Origin of the sequence: Acinetobacter thutiue (assembly GCF_030385805.1) — a bacterium.
Lineage (GTDB): Bacteria > Pseudomonadota > Gammaproteobacteria > Pseudomonadales > Moraxellaceae > Acinetobacter > Acinetobacter corruptisaponis.
The window spans coordinates 484835-503271 of sequence record NZ_JAUDZE010000001.1 but is presented as its reverse complement, the minus strand read 5'-3'; the positions used below and the strand labels follow the sequence as shown (position 1 = coordinate 503271).

General features: G+C 41.9%; 9 protein-coding genes. 3 read left to right on the top strand and 6 right to left on the bottom strand.

The window, feature by feature from the left end:
* Positions 1–9 precede the first annotated feature (9 nt).
* Together QTA56_RS02375 and entS are read left to right on the top strand one after the other, a co-directional pair.
* A complete protein-coding gene (locus QTA56_RS02375) occupies positions 10–7161 on the top strand; it encodes a non-ribosomal peptide synthetase (RefSeq protein WP_267979360.1) in 7152 nt (2383 codons plus the stop codon).
* Positions 7151–8401: an enterobactin transporter EntS gene (entS, locus tag QTA56_RS02370; protein WP_267979358.1), complete on the top strand. Its 1251-nt coding sequence runs from the start codon at positions 7151–7153 to the stop codon at positions 8399–8401. The genes QTA56_RS02375 and entS overlap by 11 nt, the downstream gene beginning before the upstream one ends.
* Before the next feature lie 184 nt (positions 8402–8585).
* Here entS and QTA56_RS02365 read toward each other — a convergent pair whose 3' ends face one another.
* On the bottom strand, positions 8586–9266 hold the full coding sequence (locus QTA56_RS02365; RefSeq protein ID WP_267979357.1) for a 4'-phosphopantetheinyl transferase family protein: 681 nt from the start codon (positions 9264–9266) through the stop codon (positions 8586–8588).
* A gap of 265 nt (positions 9267–9531) precedes the next feature.
* Here QTA56_RS02365 and QTA56_RS02360 point away from each other — a divergent pair, with 265 nt between their 5' ends.
* Complete coding sequence (locus QTA56_RS02360) at positions 9532–11751, top strand: hypothetical protein (RefSeq protein WP_267979356.1); 2220 nt, start codon at positions 9532–9534, stop codon at positions 11749–11751.
* Between the two features lie 73 nt (positions 11752–11824).
* Here QTA56_RS02360 and QTA56_RS02355 read toward each other — a convergent pair whose 3' ends face one another.
* From QTA56_RS02355 to QTA56_RS02335, 5 genes are all read right to left on the bottom strand, one after another.
* Positions 11825–12991, bottom strand: coding sequence for a hypothetical protein (locus QTA56_RS02355; protein WP_267979355.1), 1167 nt, complete (start codon positions 12989–12991; stop codon positions 11825–11827).
* Positions 12981–14321: a TolC family protein gene (locus QTA56_RS02350; RefSeq protein WP_267979353.1), complete on the bottom strand. Its 1341-nt coding sequence runs from the start codon at positions 14319–14321 to the stop codon at positions 12981–12983. Before QTA56_RS02350 ends, QTA56_RS02355 begins: the two co-directional genes overlap by 11 nt.
* Positions 14318–15904 (bottom strand): GH3 family acyl-acid amido synthetase, encoded by a 1587-nt coding sequence (locus QTA56_RS02345; protein ID WP_267979352.1) that lies wholly within the window; start codon positions 15902–15904, stop codon positions 14318–14320. The genes QTA56_RS02350 and QTA56_RS02345 overlap by 4 nt, the downstream gene beginning before the upstream one ends.
* Complete coding sequence (locus QTA56_RS02340) at positions 15901–16689, bottom strand: hypothetical protein (protein WP_267980022.1); 789 nt, start codon at positions 16687–16689, stop codon at positions 15901–15903. The genes QTA56_RS02345 and QTA56_RS02340 overlap by 4 nt, the downstream gene beginning before the upstream one ends.
* A 187-nt stretch (positions 16690–16876) precedes the next feature.
* Entirely contained in the window at positions 16877–18424 is a 1548-nt protein-coding gene (locus tag QTA56_RS02335; protein ID WP_267979351.1) for a DHA2 family efflux MFS transporter permease subunit, read from the bottom strand.
* Between the last annotated feature and the right edge of the window lie 13 nt (positions 18425–18437).

The following is an 18437-nucleotide window of genomic DNA, read 5'->3' as shown; positions in this document are numbered from 1 at the left end:
GCAATTGCCATGAATCAAGCCCTACAGCATGAATTTACCCAAGAACCGATTCGCCTAAGCCTGCTTTCAACCCAACAAGGGATTTTCCTTGCCGACCATCTCAGTCCAATTGAAGATTTATATACCATTGCGCATTGTCTGGAATTGCCAAAAAGTGTTGATCTAAGCATTTTTAAACAAGCGATTGAACTGGGCTTGAGTGAAGCAGATACCGTCACGGCACGTTATTCTTCTGATCCCACTCATCCCTTTTTCCAGCTCAATCACAATCCGCAAATTCAGATTGAAGAATTTGATTTTTGTCATCTCAGCCCTGCTCAGGCACAAAAACGCTTATGGGACTGGATGCCAACTGATCGGGAATATGCAAAATCATTAAAAAATAATGATAGCCATCTTTATCGTCAGGTGCTGTTTATCTGCCATGACAAGGTGTATTGGTATCAACGTTACCATCACATCATGCTGGATGGTTTTAGTATCATTAACCTGACCAAACGTATTGTCGGGCTGTATCAGCAATTGCAACAGCAGACTGAGCTTAAAGCCTCACCGTTTATTACTGTCACAGAAGTGATTGCAGAACGTCAGGCCTATGAAAAGAGCCCACAGTTTCAGGTTGATCAGGACTTTTGGACATCCTACTGTCAGGATTTACCAACACCTGTGAGCTTAAGCACACATCATTTAGCGGCTAAAACCACTGCCAAATTTATTAAGCATCAATTGCATTTTTCACAAGGCATTTTGGCACAAATTCAGCTTTTAGCTGCCACTGCCAAACTGGCTTTACCTGACATGATGATGGCATTGTCATTACATTATATCTACAAAATGACCGATAAGTCTGAATTAGTCATGGGCATCCCCTTTATGCGTCGTCTGGGGTCTAAGGCCATTCGTTCGCTGTTGCCTACCGTCAATGTCTTGCCTGTCAAGTTTAGTGTGACGCAACAACAAAGCTGGCTAGACTTGGCACAGCATGTACAAGCGCAACTGAATCAGATTCGCCCACATCAAAAATATGATGCCGAACAGATTTTACGTGACCTAAATTCGATTGATGTGCATGAACGGATTTATGGGGCAATTCTAAATTATAAGGCCTTTGATCAGGACTTCGTCATTGATGATCAGGTGGTGAAAACCCATCATATTTCCACAGGTCCAATCGACGATTTTGAGTTTTCATTTATTGTGCAAAATCAGGAATTGATTATCGAATTACGAGCGGATGCCTTACGTTATAGTCAGGATGAATTGTTGATGCACAGTCAACGTTTAACGCTGCTATTGGAACAATGTCTGGCACAACCCGAACATCCCTGCGCTACCTTTAGCATTACCACCAAACAGGAACAGCAGTTACTGACTCAGGCAGGAACTGGCCCCCGTGTTGCGCATCCTGACAAGTATAATAATGTGCTGGATATTTTCTATGAACAGGCACAAAAATATCCTGAACGTACTGCGATTCTAAGCGGTGAACGTGATTCACTCTATCAACTGACTTTTGCTGAATTAAAAACCCAAATCAACCAACTGACCCGTTTCCTGCAAGCCAATGGTGCAAAAAAGCATACCGTGATTGCAGGGGCAATTCCCCGTTCAGCTGAATCAGTGGTGATGATGCTCTCAGTGCTAAATTCGGGTGCAAGCTTTTTACCACTTGATCTGGACTATCCGATAGATCGTATGCAAATGATGTGTGAGGATGCCAATCCTTTATTTGTATTGACCACACAGGCTTTGGCACAACAGCTTCCACAGGGCTTAACACAGATTTATCTGGATGATGTGTCGGTACGTGAGCAAATTCAGCAACAAGACCCAAGCGATATTACTGCGGAACAACGCCATTTTGATTTTCAGGATGTGGCTTATGTGATCTTTACATCAGGCAGTACAGGGCGACCAAAAGGCGTGATGAACACGCATGGTTCATTACTCAATCTAATCCTGTCGCATCAACATACGATTTATTTCCCTGTACTGGAGGCAGTGCAACAACGTTTCCCCGAACGTCCGCTCCGTGCTGCACATACCCATTCATTCTCCTTTGACTCGTCATGGTTACAGGTGTTTTGGCTGTTATGGGGGCAGGAACTGCATATTTTTGATGAAAATATGCGTCGTGATGCCTATGGCTTGGTACAGGAAATTCAGCAACGCAAAATTGATACGCTAGATTTACCGCCCTCATTCTGTGCCCAGATGATCAGTAATGGTTTATTTGCGGAACATCAGCATCATCCAAGCTTGATTTTAATTGGCGGTGAAGCTGCGCCATTGGCATTGTGGCAACAACTGAATGCCCAACCGAACCTATTTGCGCATAACCTATATGGCCCAACTGAATATACCGTTGATACCTTTCGAGCTGAATTAAAACTGTCTGAACGCCCTGTGATTGCCAATCCGATTGGTAATACCCAAGCCTATGTACTGGATCAAAATCTACAACGCTGCCCAATTGGCGTGATTGGCGAGTTATATATTTCAGGTTTTGGCATTGCCAACGGCTATTTAGGTCGTGCCGATCTCAGCTCGACTCGTTTTGTTGCCAACCCATTTGAACAGGGTCAGCGTATGTACCGTACAGGTGATCTAGTGCGCTGGAATATGGCGGGCAAACTGGAATTTATGGGACGCTGTGATGACCAGATCAAGATTCGGGGCTATCGGGTCGAAATTGGTGAGGTTGAAAATGCGCTATCCATCCTACCAGATATTGAAAGTGTGGTGGTGATTGCTGAACCGATTAACAACAGTCATCGCCTGCTAGGCTATTGTGTGGTCAAAGATATTCAACTGGATGAAGCTAAAAGTGAGCAACTGAGCCAGCATTATCTGAGTTTGTTACGCCAAAACCTGCCTGATTATATGGTGCCATCGGCACTCACTGTCATGCAGGAATTTCCTCGTAATGTCAGTGGTAAAGTCGATAAAAAAGCATTACCAAAACCGCAAATTCGTAGCCAAAGCCGCGTTGCACAAACGCCTGAGCAAAAACTGCTGTGTCAGATTGCCGCCTCTGTGTTGAAACTGGAGCAGATCGGGATTGATGACGATTTCTTTATGACAGGCGGTGACAGTATTTCAGCAATTATGCTGTGTACCCAGTTACGCCAACACGGTTATGGACTTAAACCCAGTGATGTGTTCCAGTTAAAAACCGTTGCAGCAATGGCGACTCAACTTGAAGCGCTGGAAATAAAATCAAACGATAACACCATTCAACAGGTGTTTGATGAGGCCCTGATTCAAAAAGTACAACAGCACTATACGCAGGACAGTATCGTTCTGCCATTACTACCATTGCATAAAGGCATGTTGTTCCATTCGCAAATTGAACAGCAAAATGCCAGTTATAATGCCTTTACCCGTTTGAGTTTAAATGGCGAAATTGACCTGATTCAGTTGCAACAGGCACTCACCAATGTGCTGAGAAAACATCCTCAACTGGGTGGCTGTTTTGATAGCAATCTGCATGATGAACCAATTTTTGTGTATTCGCCAAACCCAACGCAAATGTGGCTGGTTGAACAATACCATTGCGAAAAAGATCAATTAGAACAGACGATTGAACACGTTTTACAGCAACCGATGCAACTTGATCAGCCTTATGGACTGATTCGTGCCGTGCTGATTCAGCACAATTCACAGCAATCTGAACTGATCTTGATGGTGCATCATCTGCTAACCGATGGTTGGTCTACTCCACTGTTTATGCAGGATTTTATTCAGGCTTATCAAAAACCTGAACAAAGCCTAACTGTTCCAGCGCATAGCTATGCCGATGTGATTCTGCAACTGGTACAACAGGATCATAGCCTTTCCAAGCAAATTTGGCAGCAAGACCTTGTCCATGTGCAGCCTTTAGTATTGTTTGAACACGCCAAACAACAACAGGTACAGGAAAGTATCCACCATTTAAGTCCAACCCTGAGCACAGCACTGCAACAAAAGTTGCGTCAAACAGGCATTACCTTAAATGTATTTATGCAAATGATCTGGGCAATGTGCCTACAGATTTATGCACATCGTGAAGATATGATTTTTGGTACACCTGTGGCTGGGCGTTCTGCCCCGATCAATGGACTAGATCAACAAATTGGCTTGTTCCTGAATACCATTCCTGTACGGGTGCAATTGAATATGCAACAAAATCTGTGGCAGCAGCTACAGCACTTGCAACAACTGCACATTCGCCATCTGGAGCATGATGGTCTGGGTTTAACTGAAATTCAGCAACAACTGGGCTTGGGTAGTTTATTTGATAGCTTATTGGTGGTGGAAAATTACCCTGATCATCAATATCTACATCAAACGCTTGGTTCAGCCAAAATTGAAAAGCTGACCAATCGGGGTTATAGCCATTATCCACTGGCATTATTGGTGATTCCTGATCAGCACATTGAACTGTTACTGGAACAACGTGGCGTGATTGCTCAACCTGAGCAGTTCCTGCAACGCATTGAACAGTTGATTGAAATTGCCCTGAATCAGCCTGAAACCGCACTGCATCACTATCTGTTACAAGTGAATGCTGAAGAGCAATTTATTCAACAGATCAACCAAACTAACCATGATGTGCCACAGACTACATTACAGCAATTATTAAGAACGCAGGCATTGCGCAATCTTGATCTGATTGCCCTATGTGATGAACAGCAACAACTGACTTTTGCGCAGTTACGTCAGCAAGTCTGTGCACTTGCCAAAGTGTTGCAACGTTCTGGGGTACAGGCGGGCGATATTGTGGCGATTGCCCTACCTCGTTCAGTTAAACTTAGTCTGGCGATTTTGGCGGTGATTGAAGCAGGCGCAGCTTATTTGCCAATTGATATTCAGCATCCAACTGAACGTATTAAATATATGCTTGAGGATGCCAAACCTCGTCTGACCATCACAGAACAAGATTTATTAGCCGAAATTGAAACGCCACGATTTGATTTTGATGCCTTGTTTGATGCGGAAGATATTCGCCTGACTCATTATAAAATTAGCTTGGTTAACCCACAGCATCCTGCCTATGTGATTTATACCTCTGGCACAACGGGGCAACCGAAAGGTGTGATGGTCTCGCATCAGGCGATTGTGAATCGTATCTTGTGGATGCAAAATCAATATCCACTCGGTTGTCACGATACAATCCTGCAAAAAACGCCTTGTAGTTTTGATGTGTCGGTATGGGAGTTTTTCTGGTCATATCTGGTCGGTGCTCGTTTGGTGATGGCACCTGTCGATGCACATCGTGACCCAATGGCATTGCTCAATGTGATTCAACAAAATGACATTAGCACCCTGCACTTTGTACCGTCGATGCTGGCGGTATTTGAAAATGCGGCAACGGAATTTTTAACTGATGAGCAACGTCAAGCCTTGCCACTGAAACGAGTGTTCTGTAGTGGTGAAGCATTGCCAACCGCAGTGGCAAAGTCTTTTAACCAACATTTTAGCTGTGAATTGCATAATCTGTATGGACCAACTGAAGCGGCAGTCGATGTCAGCTATATGGATGCCCGACAGCCGCAAGCAACGCCTGAAAGCAGTATTGCGATTGGTTATCCTGTCTGGAATACCCAGCTTTATATTCTTGATCAATATTTACGTCCGCAACCAATTGGTGCTGAGGGTGAGCTATATTTGGCAGGTGATCAATTGGCAATCGGCTATTTACAACGTAGTGATCTCACCGCAACCCGTTTTGTTGCCAATCCATTTCTATCAGGGCAACGTATGTACCGCACAGGCGATATTGCCCGATGGAATGCTGATGGCAGTATTCAATATGTCGGACGTGCTGATGATCAATTGAAAATTCGTGGGCAACGGATTGAATTGGGAGAAATTGAACAGCAAATCCGTCTAGTCACACAGATTGATGAAGTGGTGGTTCATCCTGTAGCAAATGATCAAAATACTGCTGATATTCAACTGGTCGCTTATCTCAAAACCACACAGCCTTTGGATAGCAATAGCCTAAAAAAACGTCTGGCAAAAAGCTTACCTGCCTATATGATTCCAAACCACTTTATGACATTGGCAACATTCCCGCTCAGTCATAACGGCAAACTGGATCGTAAAGCCCTACCGCAACCGCAAACATCGAATACTTTAAATAGTCGTTTGCCATCCAGTGAAGCTGAATTAAAACTGGAACAGATTTTCCAGAATATTTTAGCACTACAGCGTCGTATTAAGGTTGAGGAAGATTTCTTTGCATTGGGCGGACACTCGATCTTAGCGATGAAATTGGCAATTGAAATTAAAAAAGCCTTTGATCGAAGTCTCGCCGTGAATCAAATCATGACTGGCGCAAATATTGAAAAATTGGCTGAACAGTTACAACTGCAAAGCCTGATCAATCAAGCCAATGATGATGCAGGTTTTGATACCACCTTTATTATTCGACAGGCAAAAACTAAACCTGTGTTCTGTATTTATCCAGGTTCAGGCTTGGCATGGCAGTACAGCGTACTGAATCGTTATCTACATCCTGATATTAGCCTGATCGGGTTGCAATCCCCTCGTCCAAACGGTGCATTGGTGTATAGCCAAACGATGGAAGAATTGATTGATCATCAACTAAAACAAGTCCTTGAAATCCAGTCTGAGGGACCATTTACCTTTTTGGGCTATTCATTGGGCGGCACCATTGCCTACGGTTTGGCTGATCGCCTGCAATGTTTGGGGCATGAAGTTGCCTTTGTCGGCTTACTCGATACCTATCCTGCTGAAATCCATGATTGGGATATGCAAAATGCCGATGTCGTCACCGAAGAAGCAGAACAAGAACAAATCCAGTTCTTTAACCAGGTTCTGGATGGTGCGGATGAAGTCCTGAATGAAGAAAAAGACAGTTTGCAGGACTATATTTTTGCCAATTATCGGGATGCGGTGCGCCTACTCAGTCAGCATCAAACCTCAAGCTATGCAGGCAAAATTCATGTCTTTGTCGCTGATCAATCCTTACCTGACTATATTCAACCGCTTGAAAACTGGCAGCCTTTTGTCAATGAACTGGACGTGATTCGTTTGCCTGAAGCCAGTCATGAAAATTTATTGTCGCCTGAACAGCTCACCACTTTAGGACCATTACTGAATGACTATCTCAGCCAAGTCTACCAATTAAAGGATGCCAAGCATGAAGCTTAAACATATCTTGACTGATTTTAGTCTACTCAAAACTAATCGACATTTCCGTAATGTGTTTATTGCCCGCACTGTTTCACTGCTCACCATCGGAATGCTGATCGTTGCGATTCCACAGCAAGTCTATCAAATGACTGGCGATGTGTTGCAAGTGGCAATTGTCATGGCATTTGAGGGCGTTGCCATGTTTATTGGTCTATTGCTCGGTGGTGTGCTTTCAGATCGTTATGACCGTAAAAAGCTGATTTTATTGGCTCGTTTTGTCTGCGGTCTGGGTTTTATGGGCTTGGCAATCAATGCCATGCTCGATACACCCTCACTGTATGCGATTTATTTCCTCAGCGCATGGGATGGTTTCTTCGGCGCTTTAGGCGTGACTGCCATGATGGCGATTATGCCGATCATTGTGGGTCGGGAAAATATTGTACAAGCTCGTGCGATTAGTATGGTGTCCGTACGTCTCGCCACTGTGTTGTCACCTGCCATTGGCGGAATTGTGATTGCCCTGAGTAATGTCGCTTGGGCATACTGGTTTTCGACCATTGGTACATTGATCACGGTACTGTTATTAATTGGCTTGCCTCAACTTAAACCACAAGGCAATGATGAAGATGAACATCCGATTCAACAATTATTACAAGGCTTTAAATTTGTCTTTCAAAATAAGGTTGTTGGTAGCACCATTTTAATTGGGACGATTCTTGGTTTTAGTAGTGCGATTCGGATTTTATTTCCGCAGATTGTCGATCAGCAATTTGGAGGTGGCGCATTTGAATTGGGCTTGATGTATTCAGCCGTACCATTGGGTGCAACACTTGGGGCTTTACTCAGTGGCTGGACATCACAACTCTCTCGTCCTGGTACGGTGATGCTGTATATTAGTCTGGCGGTTTTTGCCTGTATGTTCCTCGTAGGGTTATCGCATTGGTTTGTACTGACTTTGGTGATTCTGAGCGTATTTGGCTATCTCTCTGCCATCGCGAATCTATTGCAATATAGTATTGTGCAAGGTCATACCCCTGATGAATATTTAGGGCGAATCAATGCCATTTGGTTGGCTCAAGATGCGGCATCGGATTCAATTGCCACGACCATTATGGGCGCACTGACTCGCTTCCTACCAATCTCAAGCAGTATCTTTATTTTTAGTGGTTTGAGTTTTGCACTGGGTTTAGTCTTTTTGATGAGTGCTGAAAAAATCAGGGAAGCCAATTTTAATGATCCTGATTTACAGGAAAGTTAGCAAGTAATGCGAAGAATCAATCTCACATAGGATTAAGACACTAAATCATAGGGGTTGAACACAGTTCGACCCTACATTACATCTAAATTTGTAGAGGTGAACTATGTTCGCCTGTTTGAATGTGTGAAAATCTAATTTATTTATGAGAATTTCCCTAAGATAGAAGAATTAATATCGTCTATTTTTATTTTAAAACCCACGTCAATACCATCTCACCCTGCATTTTCCAATAGCCCTGATAACTCTCCAACAAACCATATTTTTCTCTGACTTTCGGGCAAAATGAAAACTGCACAGACTGATTTTCCATATCTATTTGTTCTACAAACGCTTCCAGAAAATCAATATAACTTTGGGCAACTGGATACACCGCCTTATATAAACTTTCTTTCAGGGAAAAAATCAACGTCAAATATTCACAAAAACTTAAACCATGAATTTGTCCTGTTTTCCATAATGCTTGTTCAAATTGTGTGAGAATCAAAGCAGCACTGTCTTTGGCAAAACTTTCATCGACAATATGTTCAATATCAATGCCCAAATAATCTGCCTGTGCTGAAACAGCAACCACCAACTTATTGTTGGAATGACTGATACTCCCCTTAAACCCTTTTGGCCATATCGGGAGTCTTTCTGACATAGACGTGATTGAATCCAGACAACTAAAATGCTGTTGTAATATGGCTTGAGCAAGAATACGTCCTGCGTAAAACTCGTTTAAACGTTTAGGAACAGCGTTAAGCAGATAGTTAGGACGAGCCAAATCATACTGTTGCCAAATCTGAGGGATATCCATCAACTCCAATGTATAACTTACAACTTGCTCTGCAAGAGCAATAGCTTGGGCAGCTTCCAATAGCTGCATACATAAATGATTTGGAATTTTTAGGGATTCACACATAGATTAAATCAAATTTATTAAACGACTTTAGGGGGAAAACAAAAAAATTAATTGAGCAAATTATACGCTTACGATCAAGCATATGAACAAATAAAACCTAAAAACACAAGAAATTTATCATTATTCGGAAAATAGAAAGCACTTGTTTTTAAAAAAGATTCTCACTATTCTTACGGCGATTAATAAAATTGCCAAACATACTTATAAACACAATTTTTTGGGGCTTGTCATGAAAAAAACAGATTTTATTGCTGCAAATAAACTGAGTACACTGGCAACATTATCACGAACATATTTATACCGATTTTTCCAACAACAATCATGGGAAAATGGTCTGGCTTATGAAGATAAATTACGCCAAATTCATCTTGATTTTAGTATTGAAAGCTTACGTCGAATAGATACATTTTTAGACCAGCTCCGCCAAGACGATTATTTAAGCCAATCTGAATTTATTGATGATACCGCAAAACAGTCACTGTTATTACTTCTTGGTTTTTATTGTGGAGAAATCATTGCGCGGGCATGGCAAATATGTCCATCATGGTCTGAATATGAACAATATTTCAATGCAGAAAATAGTGAATTTGGAGGTTTGGGCAATATTATTGGACCCTGTTTTGAGAATTTTCTAGTTTTAGAATATGAAAGCAACCAACAAAAAAATGTTTATTTTCCTTTGGTGGCAATTTGTGAACGATTATTTAATCAACTCCCTGAAAAAAGTGTTCACTTTAGTGTAATAGGCTTTTTGCCTGCGGGTTTAGACCCACATGCGCCTTTAGCAGAAACACCAAACCCATATTTACTGGATCATTTACCTGAAATTATTGCCAAGGCCCCATTTGACCTGACTAGTTATTTACAGATGATTCCCCCTTTTTGGATGCTGGGTGATGAATTAATCGGGCAAATGGATGCATTAAAAACCCTTTATAATGAGGGGCACGTCGTTTGGGGCGTGATTGTACAGGCCAACAACCTATTGTTTAAAGATGAAGAATATGCCTCTTGTCCTGCTGAAATTGTCTATGACCCAACAGGAAAAACTGACCATTTATCTTTACGCAACATTGCCCATCGACTTTATGAATTAAAACAACAAGAATTTGATGATGGTGATAACCAGGATATTGCCCAGTATGCCAGACATTTAAAAGCCGAACATACCCGCTTTATTGGTGATGCCCCACAATCAATAACCACCATTCCACTCAAATCAGCCACCAGCTTTATTTGGCGTTTACACTTACCCAATGGCAAACTAACCTATCCATTTTTCCCTATTTTAATCAGCGACAAAACACCATTTATCACTGTTCTGCCTGCTTATTTTTGGCAAGATACAGCCTTGTATCAATCGTGGTTGGCAGAAGAAAATTCAACAGAAGAACAAGATTCAGAAAATTCTGTTGAAATATTACCTGTATTTGCGCAAGGCCAACAGCAACATTTATGGCAATTATTTTCAGAAATGTGCTATCCGCAAAAGCGCGATATACCTGCACTGATGCAAATCAAGCCCTCTACATCAAATCATTACAGTGAGGCAAATGAAAAGAGCCTGAATTTTGTTCATATGTGTCAGGCAAAAATTTGTAGCGACTATCAACGTTATGAACCAGAAATATATGAAAAAGTGGCAAAAGAACGACCTGATGGACAAGCCAAACATGTCAAAGAGCAAATGCAGGCACAACTGATCCACCAACATGATTTTAGTTATTTACTGGCTGAACTTGAGAATCAGGATTTTAATGCTCAATTAAAACAAAAAGGACTACCTAAAGCCGCAGAAATGCTGAAAAAACATAAACTCAGTCAGGTTGAGTTGAATTATTTAATCGCGTTTCTGCATCAGTCTGTTTCCCAACCCCAACATGAAACCACTGCCCTGTTATACCTTGCTTATCTTTATTTACAGGGTCAGTATTTAGCTCAGGACCTCAAAATAGCCCAACGTTTTATTGGCCTGGCTGCAATAAATGATTGGCGAGCAATATATCTTCAGGCGGAGATTGGCTTGGTGGCCCCTGATCTAATCAGGTCTCGCATGTATCAGGAAGTGACATCACAGACAGCTCAAGTGGTGTTATCCAATATTGAGCACCATGCTTATTTACACAAACTGATTGATGATTTTTTAGATCATGCCATGGTTAAAAAAGAATATGTCCGTTCATTGCTACAAACCGCCAAAGAAAAAGGTCATCCTTTGGCTCAACAACGGCTGACCACTTTAATTGCACAAGGTAAATTGCCACCGTATGCCACGCCTCGCTACCAAAATGTCATCACATGGCTGGAATACCACATCGCTCAGGATCAGCAAGAACAAAGTGCTCCACAACCAGAAACTCAAGTACAGGCATCTTCTTTTATCTTTGAAAGACCTGCACTCAGTGCCTTTATCATTTTCGTAATCATCATCTTGATTAAACTGTTATAAACAATTCATAGCCAATACCGAATGGAATGTAGAATAAGTTTTTCCATTCGGCTTATTGGTTTACATATATCAATCAAATCCGTCCCACTTCAAGATAAGGAATTAAATTCTTGTCAAAATTTGGACGAGGATCAACCTCAAAACTGATAAATCCGTGCATACCTGTCAAGCGTTCCCCTTTGTAAAACTGATTCAATTGATAACGCGGATCTTTATGGGAAAGGGTGAAACTCACCACACCAACGTCACGTTTTTTTGACATCGTATAAGCATCCTCAAGCATAAGATGGTGTAAAGCCAATGACTCTGGATGACACAATAAGCTATGCAGCACATGATATTTCATTGAATCCCCAAGTTTGGGCAATGGCATACTTTTCGTGATCAAGGTAGAGAGATTATAAAATGGCCGTAATACACCGATCACAGGGCTGTAATGTAAGATTTTGGTCTGTTTAATTTGATGCTGGTCCCATAAACCAAACATTCCCACCAACTTCTGATTTTGAAAATACAGTATAAAATCCGATAAATTTAAGCCTGAAAAATAATGATGCTCCTGCAATAGCTCCTCAAATTGATAGGCGGGAATAAAATTATAATGCTGCGCCATTTCCGCAATAAAATTGTTCATTGCTGGAATGTGTTCTGGCTGTGCAATACAAGGCTGAATATCCTTGATATTGTTATTCTGAACCGTTCGATTCAAAAAATTAACGACCTTTCTTTTTGAACCTAGATCAGTCAGGGTTAAGGTTTCAATCAGCCCCTCATCATAATAATCAGGCATGCCTGTCTTGCCTGTCTGCATTGCAGCGCGGGCAGCATAATTATCATTAAAGATAATGATCTGGCTAAAATTCGGTGCATACATGGTCTGTTTGACATGGGCACCCAAAGCTTTAACCAGCGATTTGCCACGATAGGTGTGATCAACACGTAAATCACTGGCATATCTAAAATTTTGGATTTTCTGATTGACATAACATGGTCGATACCCGTTGCTATAACATGCCACTTTTTTCTGCTTTTCCTGATCCTCTATCAGTACATGCAATTTATGTCGATACAGAATATCCGAGGCTTTAAAGTAACTCGGTTCACGCTGAAAACTGATTTTTACACCCTTGGTTGTCATTGGCACAGCAATTAACTCTCGTAATGCCTGATCATCCTGCAAGGTTGCTTCACGGGTGATTAGAGGGTTTTCTATTTGTGGTAATGCTGGATTAGTTGTCATTGAAAACTCTCTGTTGTTGATGTTGAGTCGACACCAGATCATTCAAATCACCCATCTGGTCTAATAGCTGATAAACAAACACCACTTCATCCTGTTCATTTACCGTTTGATGTGTCTGTACATCCAATAATTTTTGTTCAGTATTGAGTAAGTCAAAAGTGGTTTTGGTGCCCAGCTCAAATTCTTTACGGGTATAAACCAGTGCAATTGATGCCGCATCAATCGCATTTTTCAGCGCATCCTTATTTTGTTGAATGCTACGAAGTTGTGCGTAAGTGGTTTGGGCACGCTGATTTAAATCCAGTTCCAGGCTTTTAATTTTCTGCTTCGCCAACTCTACATCGGCCTGGGCTTTTTTGATGTTGGCACGGTTCAGCCCATCGTCATACAGTGGCACATTTAACTGCACGCCGACCATATAGTTATTGCTTTCAGAACCAATATAGCTCGCTTCATGCTGCGAGCCTGCGCGGCTGGTCAACATCACTGTTGGCCACAGTTCCCGTTTTACCAAGGCAAATTGCTTTTCGGCAGCCTGTTTTTCATATTTGGCCTGCATCAAGGCTGGATGATTTTTGGTTTTTGTCAAAATATCATCTAAATGACTGGAAATTTTAGGTAAGTTGGTCATTGCCACGAGACGGTCTGGCTGTTCACCTGTAATTTGATAAAACTGCGCCTCACTCACACTAAGATTCGATTGTGCCTGTGTCACATCTGCCTGCCCCTGAGCCACCTGTGCCAAAACCTGTGCCAAATCTGCACGGGTAATCATGCCCACATCAAAACGCCGTTGTGATTCATATAAAGAACGTTGTAAATTCGCCAGTGTTTTCTTTCTCAGTTCCAGAATCGCCTGTTTTTTCAGTACATCTGTATACACCATCACCGTGTTTAAAATGGTTTCCGATCTTCGGTCTGAAAGACCCTGAGACTGTGCAGAAAGCTGATTCTTGGCAACCTCAATCCCTAATCGATGCCTACCCGAGGTATATACAGGATAATCCAGTTGTAATTGCAGGCTTCGACCTTTTCGGTTGCCCTCAGTCGGGAACATCACGCCTGTGGGTGTTTCAACCCGTTCATAATCCAGTTGCCCAACCAGATTCAGCTTAAGCCCATCTCTCTGTCGCGCCTGCTCAAGCATCGCGGTTGACTGATTTACACTTAAACGGCTCATTTCCAACTGACTTTCATGTTTTAAACTTGCAGATAATGCCTCATCCAAAGTCATGGCATTGACTGAACTTGAAAGCAGCAAAATACCGAAGTATATGGCGGATTGGTATATTGAAACCTGCTTTCGGAAATAGTTATCCCTGATCTTCATAGCTGTTCCAGACTATTCAGGGTAATTTTCTTTAAGGGTTCGGGTTTGATATTCCCCTCAATAATGCCATCAAACATCACCAGTTTTTTATAGGCATCCCAGCCATTATCTGCCTGTCGAATCTGGGGTTGGTCAAGCTGCCCCAGATTACGTGCCAATTCATAGTGGAAATTTTCACGTAATAAGTTGTCGATATAGGTATGGTCAACACCATGGTGAATCTCGCCCTCAAACAGCACACAATAAAAAGGCTTGGCCTGTTGCTGTGTATCCACTGCCAACAAGGAAACTGCCTTGCTATCTGCCTGATTTAAATGTGAAAGCAACTGCTGCGCTGTTTCAGGTGCCAGCTTTTCTCCCACCAGATCGACCCCAAAACGCCGTCCCTGAAACTCAAAACACGGGATTTGTCCCATAAAGCCTGTTACCCGTAGACAATCATCCAGACAGTAACGCAACAATCCATTACCAGAACTGATGATCGGACTGACCACATCGCCCTGCTTGAGTTGCCATGATGGAATAATTTGTCCCTGCTGATCTCCCTGTAAATATTCAAACTCATAAAAATGGCTTTGATAGGCTAGAGGATAATGATCATCATAAGGAATAGTGACCACTCCCTCTGTTGCCCATAGCCCCTTACCCTCAAACTGCACCCAAGGAAGTCTTTCTTTTAATTTTCTAGCCCAGTCTTTTGAACCCGCGGTATCCCAACTGGAGACCAAACTCAGCTTTGGCCATAAGATTTTAAAATCAATACTATTACCCGCATAACTTGCAGTCAAACGCTCAGCACTTTGTGGGCCATAAGGTGTTTTGACTTCTTTTAGAGAGGTTTGACGATTTCCCCAAGAACCACTTGCCAATACCTCAAGCACTTCATCACGCATAGATTCCAGCCGTTCTAACAATTGCAAGGCAAAGGTTGGACTCCACACAGAAATCATGGTCAAGTTATGGTTTGCAACCAGATAACAAATGGTGGCAAACAAGGCATCATCGGCATTGGCGGCAAACGCCACATTGCTTGGCACCGCCTGGGTAAACTTGGATAAAATACGTTTACCAATCCCCAATAAAGCACTGTCATCATTCAGGTTTTTATCTTTTAGCACCTCACGCTGGCTTTCAGGCAACCATGATACCGACCAGTAATGTGTGCCCTGCTGCAATTGAGGACATTTTCGATACAGGCTTGTCAACCACGGTGCAATGGCATGATCCAACTCATCCAGAAACAGTTGGGTATAAGGAATAAATTTAATTTGTTCACTGGAACCACTGGTTGGCTGAAAACGGACCAGCCTGCTGCTTGAAAGAGCAAGCTTTTGTTGCCGATATTGCTGTATCTGCTCTCGCCATGTGCCATAACGGGATGGTGAAAAAGCTGTGATAAACTGCTCATAGTTCTTCACCTTTTTGTCATTGGCTAAGGTCGATGACTGTAAAATTGAATCCAGTACTTGACGCTGAACCTGTTCCAACTGGTTGAAACCATTTCTAAATTTTTGGTCAGCATTCTCACACCAATGCTTTAAGATGAGATGCGAACCTGAAGTCAGCCATGATTTATATTTCATTGCATCACTCCGTGGCGATTTTCCTGTTTGACCACAAGCGCTTCGTATTTTCCCTTACTCACAGGTTTGGTCATTAATTTTACAGGAAAACGTGCAAGGTCTTTCCATCCCAAACGTCCAAGACATGGCAGTTCTGTCCCTGTTGTCCAGGTGGGATTTTTCTGCTCAAAGAAATGGATTTTAGGATTCTTTTCCCTCATTTCCTCGGTGATGGGAGCCACCTCACCTTTTAATGGTTGATAGTCATCACCAAAATTTAACAAGCCAACTTCCCTGTCGTAATACTCGCTAAAAAAGTTTTCGCAATAATGTTCGACCACAGTCGATAAATGCTGGTTTTCATCTTGTATATTTGGGTAGTACACATAGTAATTATTCGCAAGCAATAAATAGGTTTTATAACCTTTTGAGATCAGTAACCAATACAACTCATTAAAAGGATATCTGATCCTTAGCTTGACCATTAACTTAAACATGGTGCTTTGCAGTGTTCGGGTTCCCCAAAATGCTTTCAAAATCACAGTATCTCCACTAAACAGCACCGTATAATCCTTACCATTTAAGTAAAAATGCTGAACCGCAACTGTGGAGAATCCAACAACCTCATGGGTTTCTGAATGAAAAATTAATATGGCGCCACTTTTCTTTTTAAAATCCTCAACGAAAATTGAGAACTTGGTATTTTCATAATACTGTTCATAAATCGAATACATGGCTTTTAATCGGTCAATATCAATTTTCTCTTTTTCAATATACTGACCATAGGTGGTTTCTTTACCGTTCAACTTTGAAATGAGTTTATAAGTCTTATTAATCATAACTTCATCCTTTAAAATTTGGACATGAGTTCACCTATTCCCCTAAAAGGGAAATAAAAACCCATATCAATATTTTTGTTTTATTTAGGCATATATAAATATGCGCTATTCTAATTTTCCATGATCTGAAAAATTACCCTCTGGGATTACACATCTAAATATCCATTTTTTTTGCCCTATCCATAAAAATTGTAAGAAATGCGGTAATAAACATAATGATCGAGAGCATACGCAATAAATCATTAAAACTTGAGGTTAAAGCCTGATAATGAATATCACGATAAATAACACTGAGCGCGATTTGCTGTGCGTTTGCCCCAAGCTCCTGATACTGCGCCGTAAGCTGATCAAGCCGTTCTATAAACATCCAGTTTTGCGGTGTCATGTATTGATTCAATTGGGTGACGTGTAACGCGGTCAGCCAGTCGAGTGAGGAATTGATGAGTGCCAACCCCACGGCCCCTCCAATATTTCGCATCAGGTTATAAATGCCACTTGCATCTGCCACCTTGCTGATGGGTAAAGTGCTCATGGCTAAATGCGACACCACAATCAGGCAAATCATCAAACCAATGCCACGATAAATTTGTGGCCAGAACATAAAGTCGTAGTCACTATGGATACTTAAATGGGAGTTTAGCCAGACGCCAAATCCAGCCAGGATCATGCCGACAAAAACTGTTTTTCTGGTATCAAAATTGGGAATTAACCATGCCAGCAGTGGTGCGAAACAGAACATGACAATGCCTGTCACCATCATGACATGACCGATTTGGCTACTGTTCATTTCCCGAACCTGCCCGAGAAAGACGGGAATCATATAGCCCAAACCATAAAGTGCCATTCCAATTACAAAGGTGGTGATTGAGCTTAGGGTGAAGTTTTTATTCTTAAAAACACTCAAATCCAGCAGTGGTTTAGGTTGGGTAAAACTACGAGAAAAGAAAATCAGGCCGCCAATAACACAGATGATAAATGCGATACGGACACCTGTATCCACAAACCAGTCATGGCGGGCGCCCTCATCCAGAAAGTACTCCAATCCACCCAGAAACATCGCCATGCCAATCAGGCTAAACCAGTCCATTGTTTTGATTAAGGAATAATTGGCACGATCAATATTTGGCCCTGAGAAAATAATCGTGGCAATGATAATTCCAGGAATAATATTGATCAGAAACATCCAGTGCCATGAAAAGTTATTGGTTAGCCAGCCACCAATAGTTGGACCAATGGCAGGTCCCAAAGTGCTGACCATCCCAAAAAGCACCAATGGTAATGAACGCTTGGCTTCAGGAAAAAGTAGATACAACGCTGTCATGGAGGTTGGGATCATTCCACCGCCCATAAAACCCTGTATGCCCCGAAAAACCAGTAAGCTTTCCAGATTCCAGGCCAAGGCACACAGCAATGAACTGATCGTGAATCCAACCGCACAAATTGTGTAATAAATACGGGTCGATAAAACCCTGGACACAATGCTGGACATCGGGATGGCAATGATTTCAGCAATTAAATAAACGGTCTGGACCCAAGTCACTTCATATCGGCTTGCACTCATGCCCGCCTGAACCTCATTTAATGAACTTGCCACAATTTGAATATCAAGAATTGCCATAAAGTTGCCAAAAATCATGGCAATGAACATCACCCATGCAATTTTGGGTGCAAAAACCCACTCATTATTCAAATGCTGATTCATATTGTTATTCCTA

Coding starts and splice junctions, on each gene's coding strand:
- QTA56_RS02350 (WP_267979353.1), bottom strand. CDS start 14,321: ATGAAGATCAGGGATAACTATTTCCGAAAGCAGGTTTCAATATACCAA.
- QTA56_RS02355 (WP_267979355.1), bottom strand. CDS start 12,991: ATGACAACTAATCCAGCATTACCACAAATAGAAAACCCTCTAATCACC.
- QTA56_RS02345 (WP_267979352.1), bottom strand. CDS start 15,904: ATGAAATATAAATCATGGCTGACTTCAGGTTCGCATCTCATCTTAAAG.
- QTA56_RS02360 (WP_267979356.1), top strand. CDS start 9,532: ATGAAAAAAACAGATTTTATTGCTGCAAATAAACTGAGTACACTGGCA.
- entS (WP_267979358.1), top strand. CDS start 7,151: ATGAAGCTTAAACATATCTTGACTGATTTTAGTCTACTCAAAACTAAT.
- QTA56_RS02375 (WP_267979360.1), top strand. CDS start 10: ATGAATCAAGCCCTACAGCATGAATTTACCCAAGAACCGATTCGCCTA.
- QTA56_RS02365 (WP_267979357.1), bottom strand. CDS start 9,266: ATGCAGCTATTGGAAGCTGCCCAAGCTATTGCTCTTGCAGAGCAAGTT.
- QTA56_RS02335 (WP_267979351.1), bottom strand. CDS start 18,424: ATGAATCAGCATTTGAATAATGAGTGGGTTTTTGCACCCAAAATTGCA.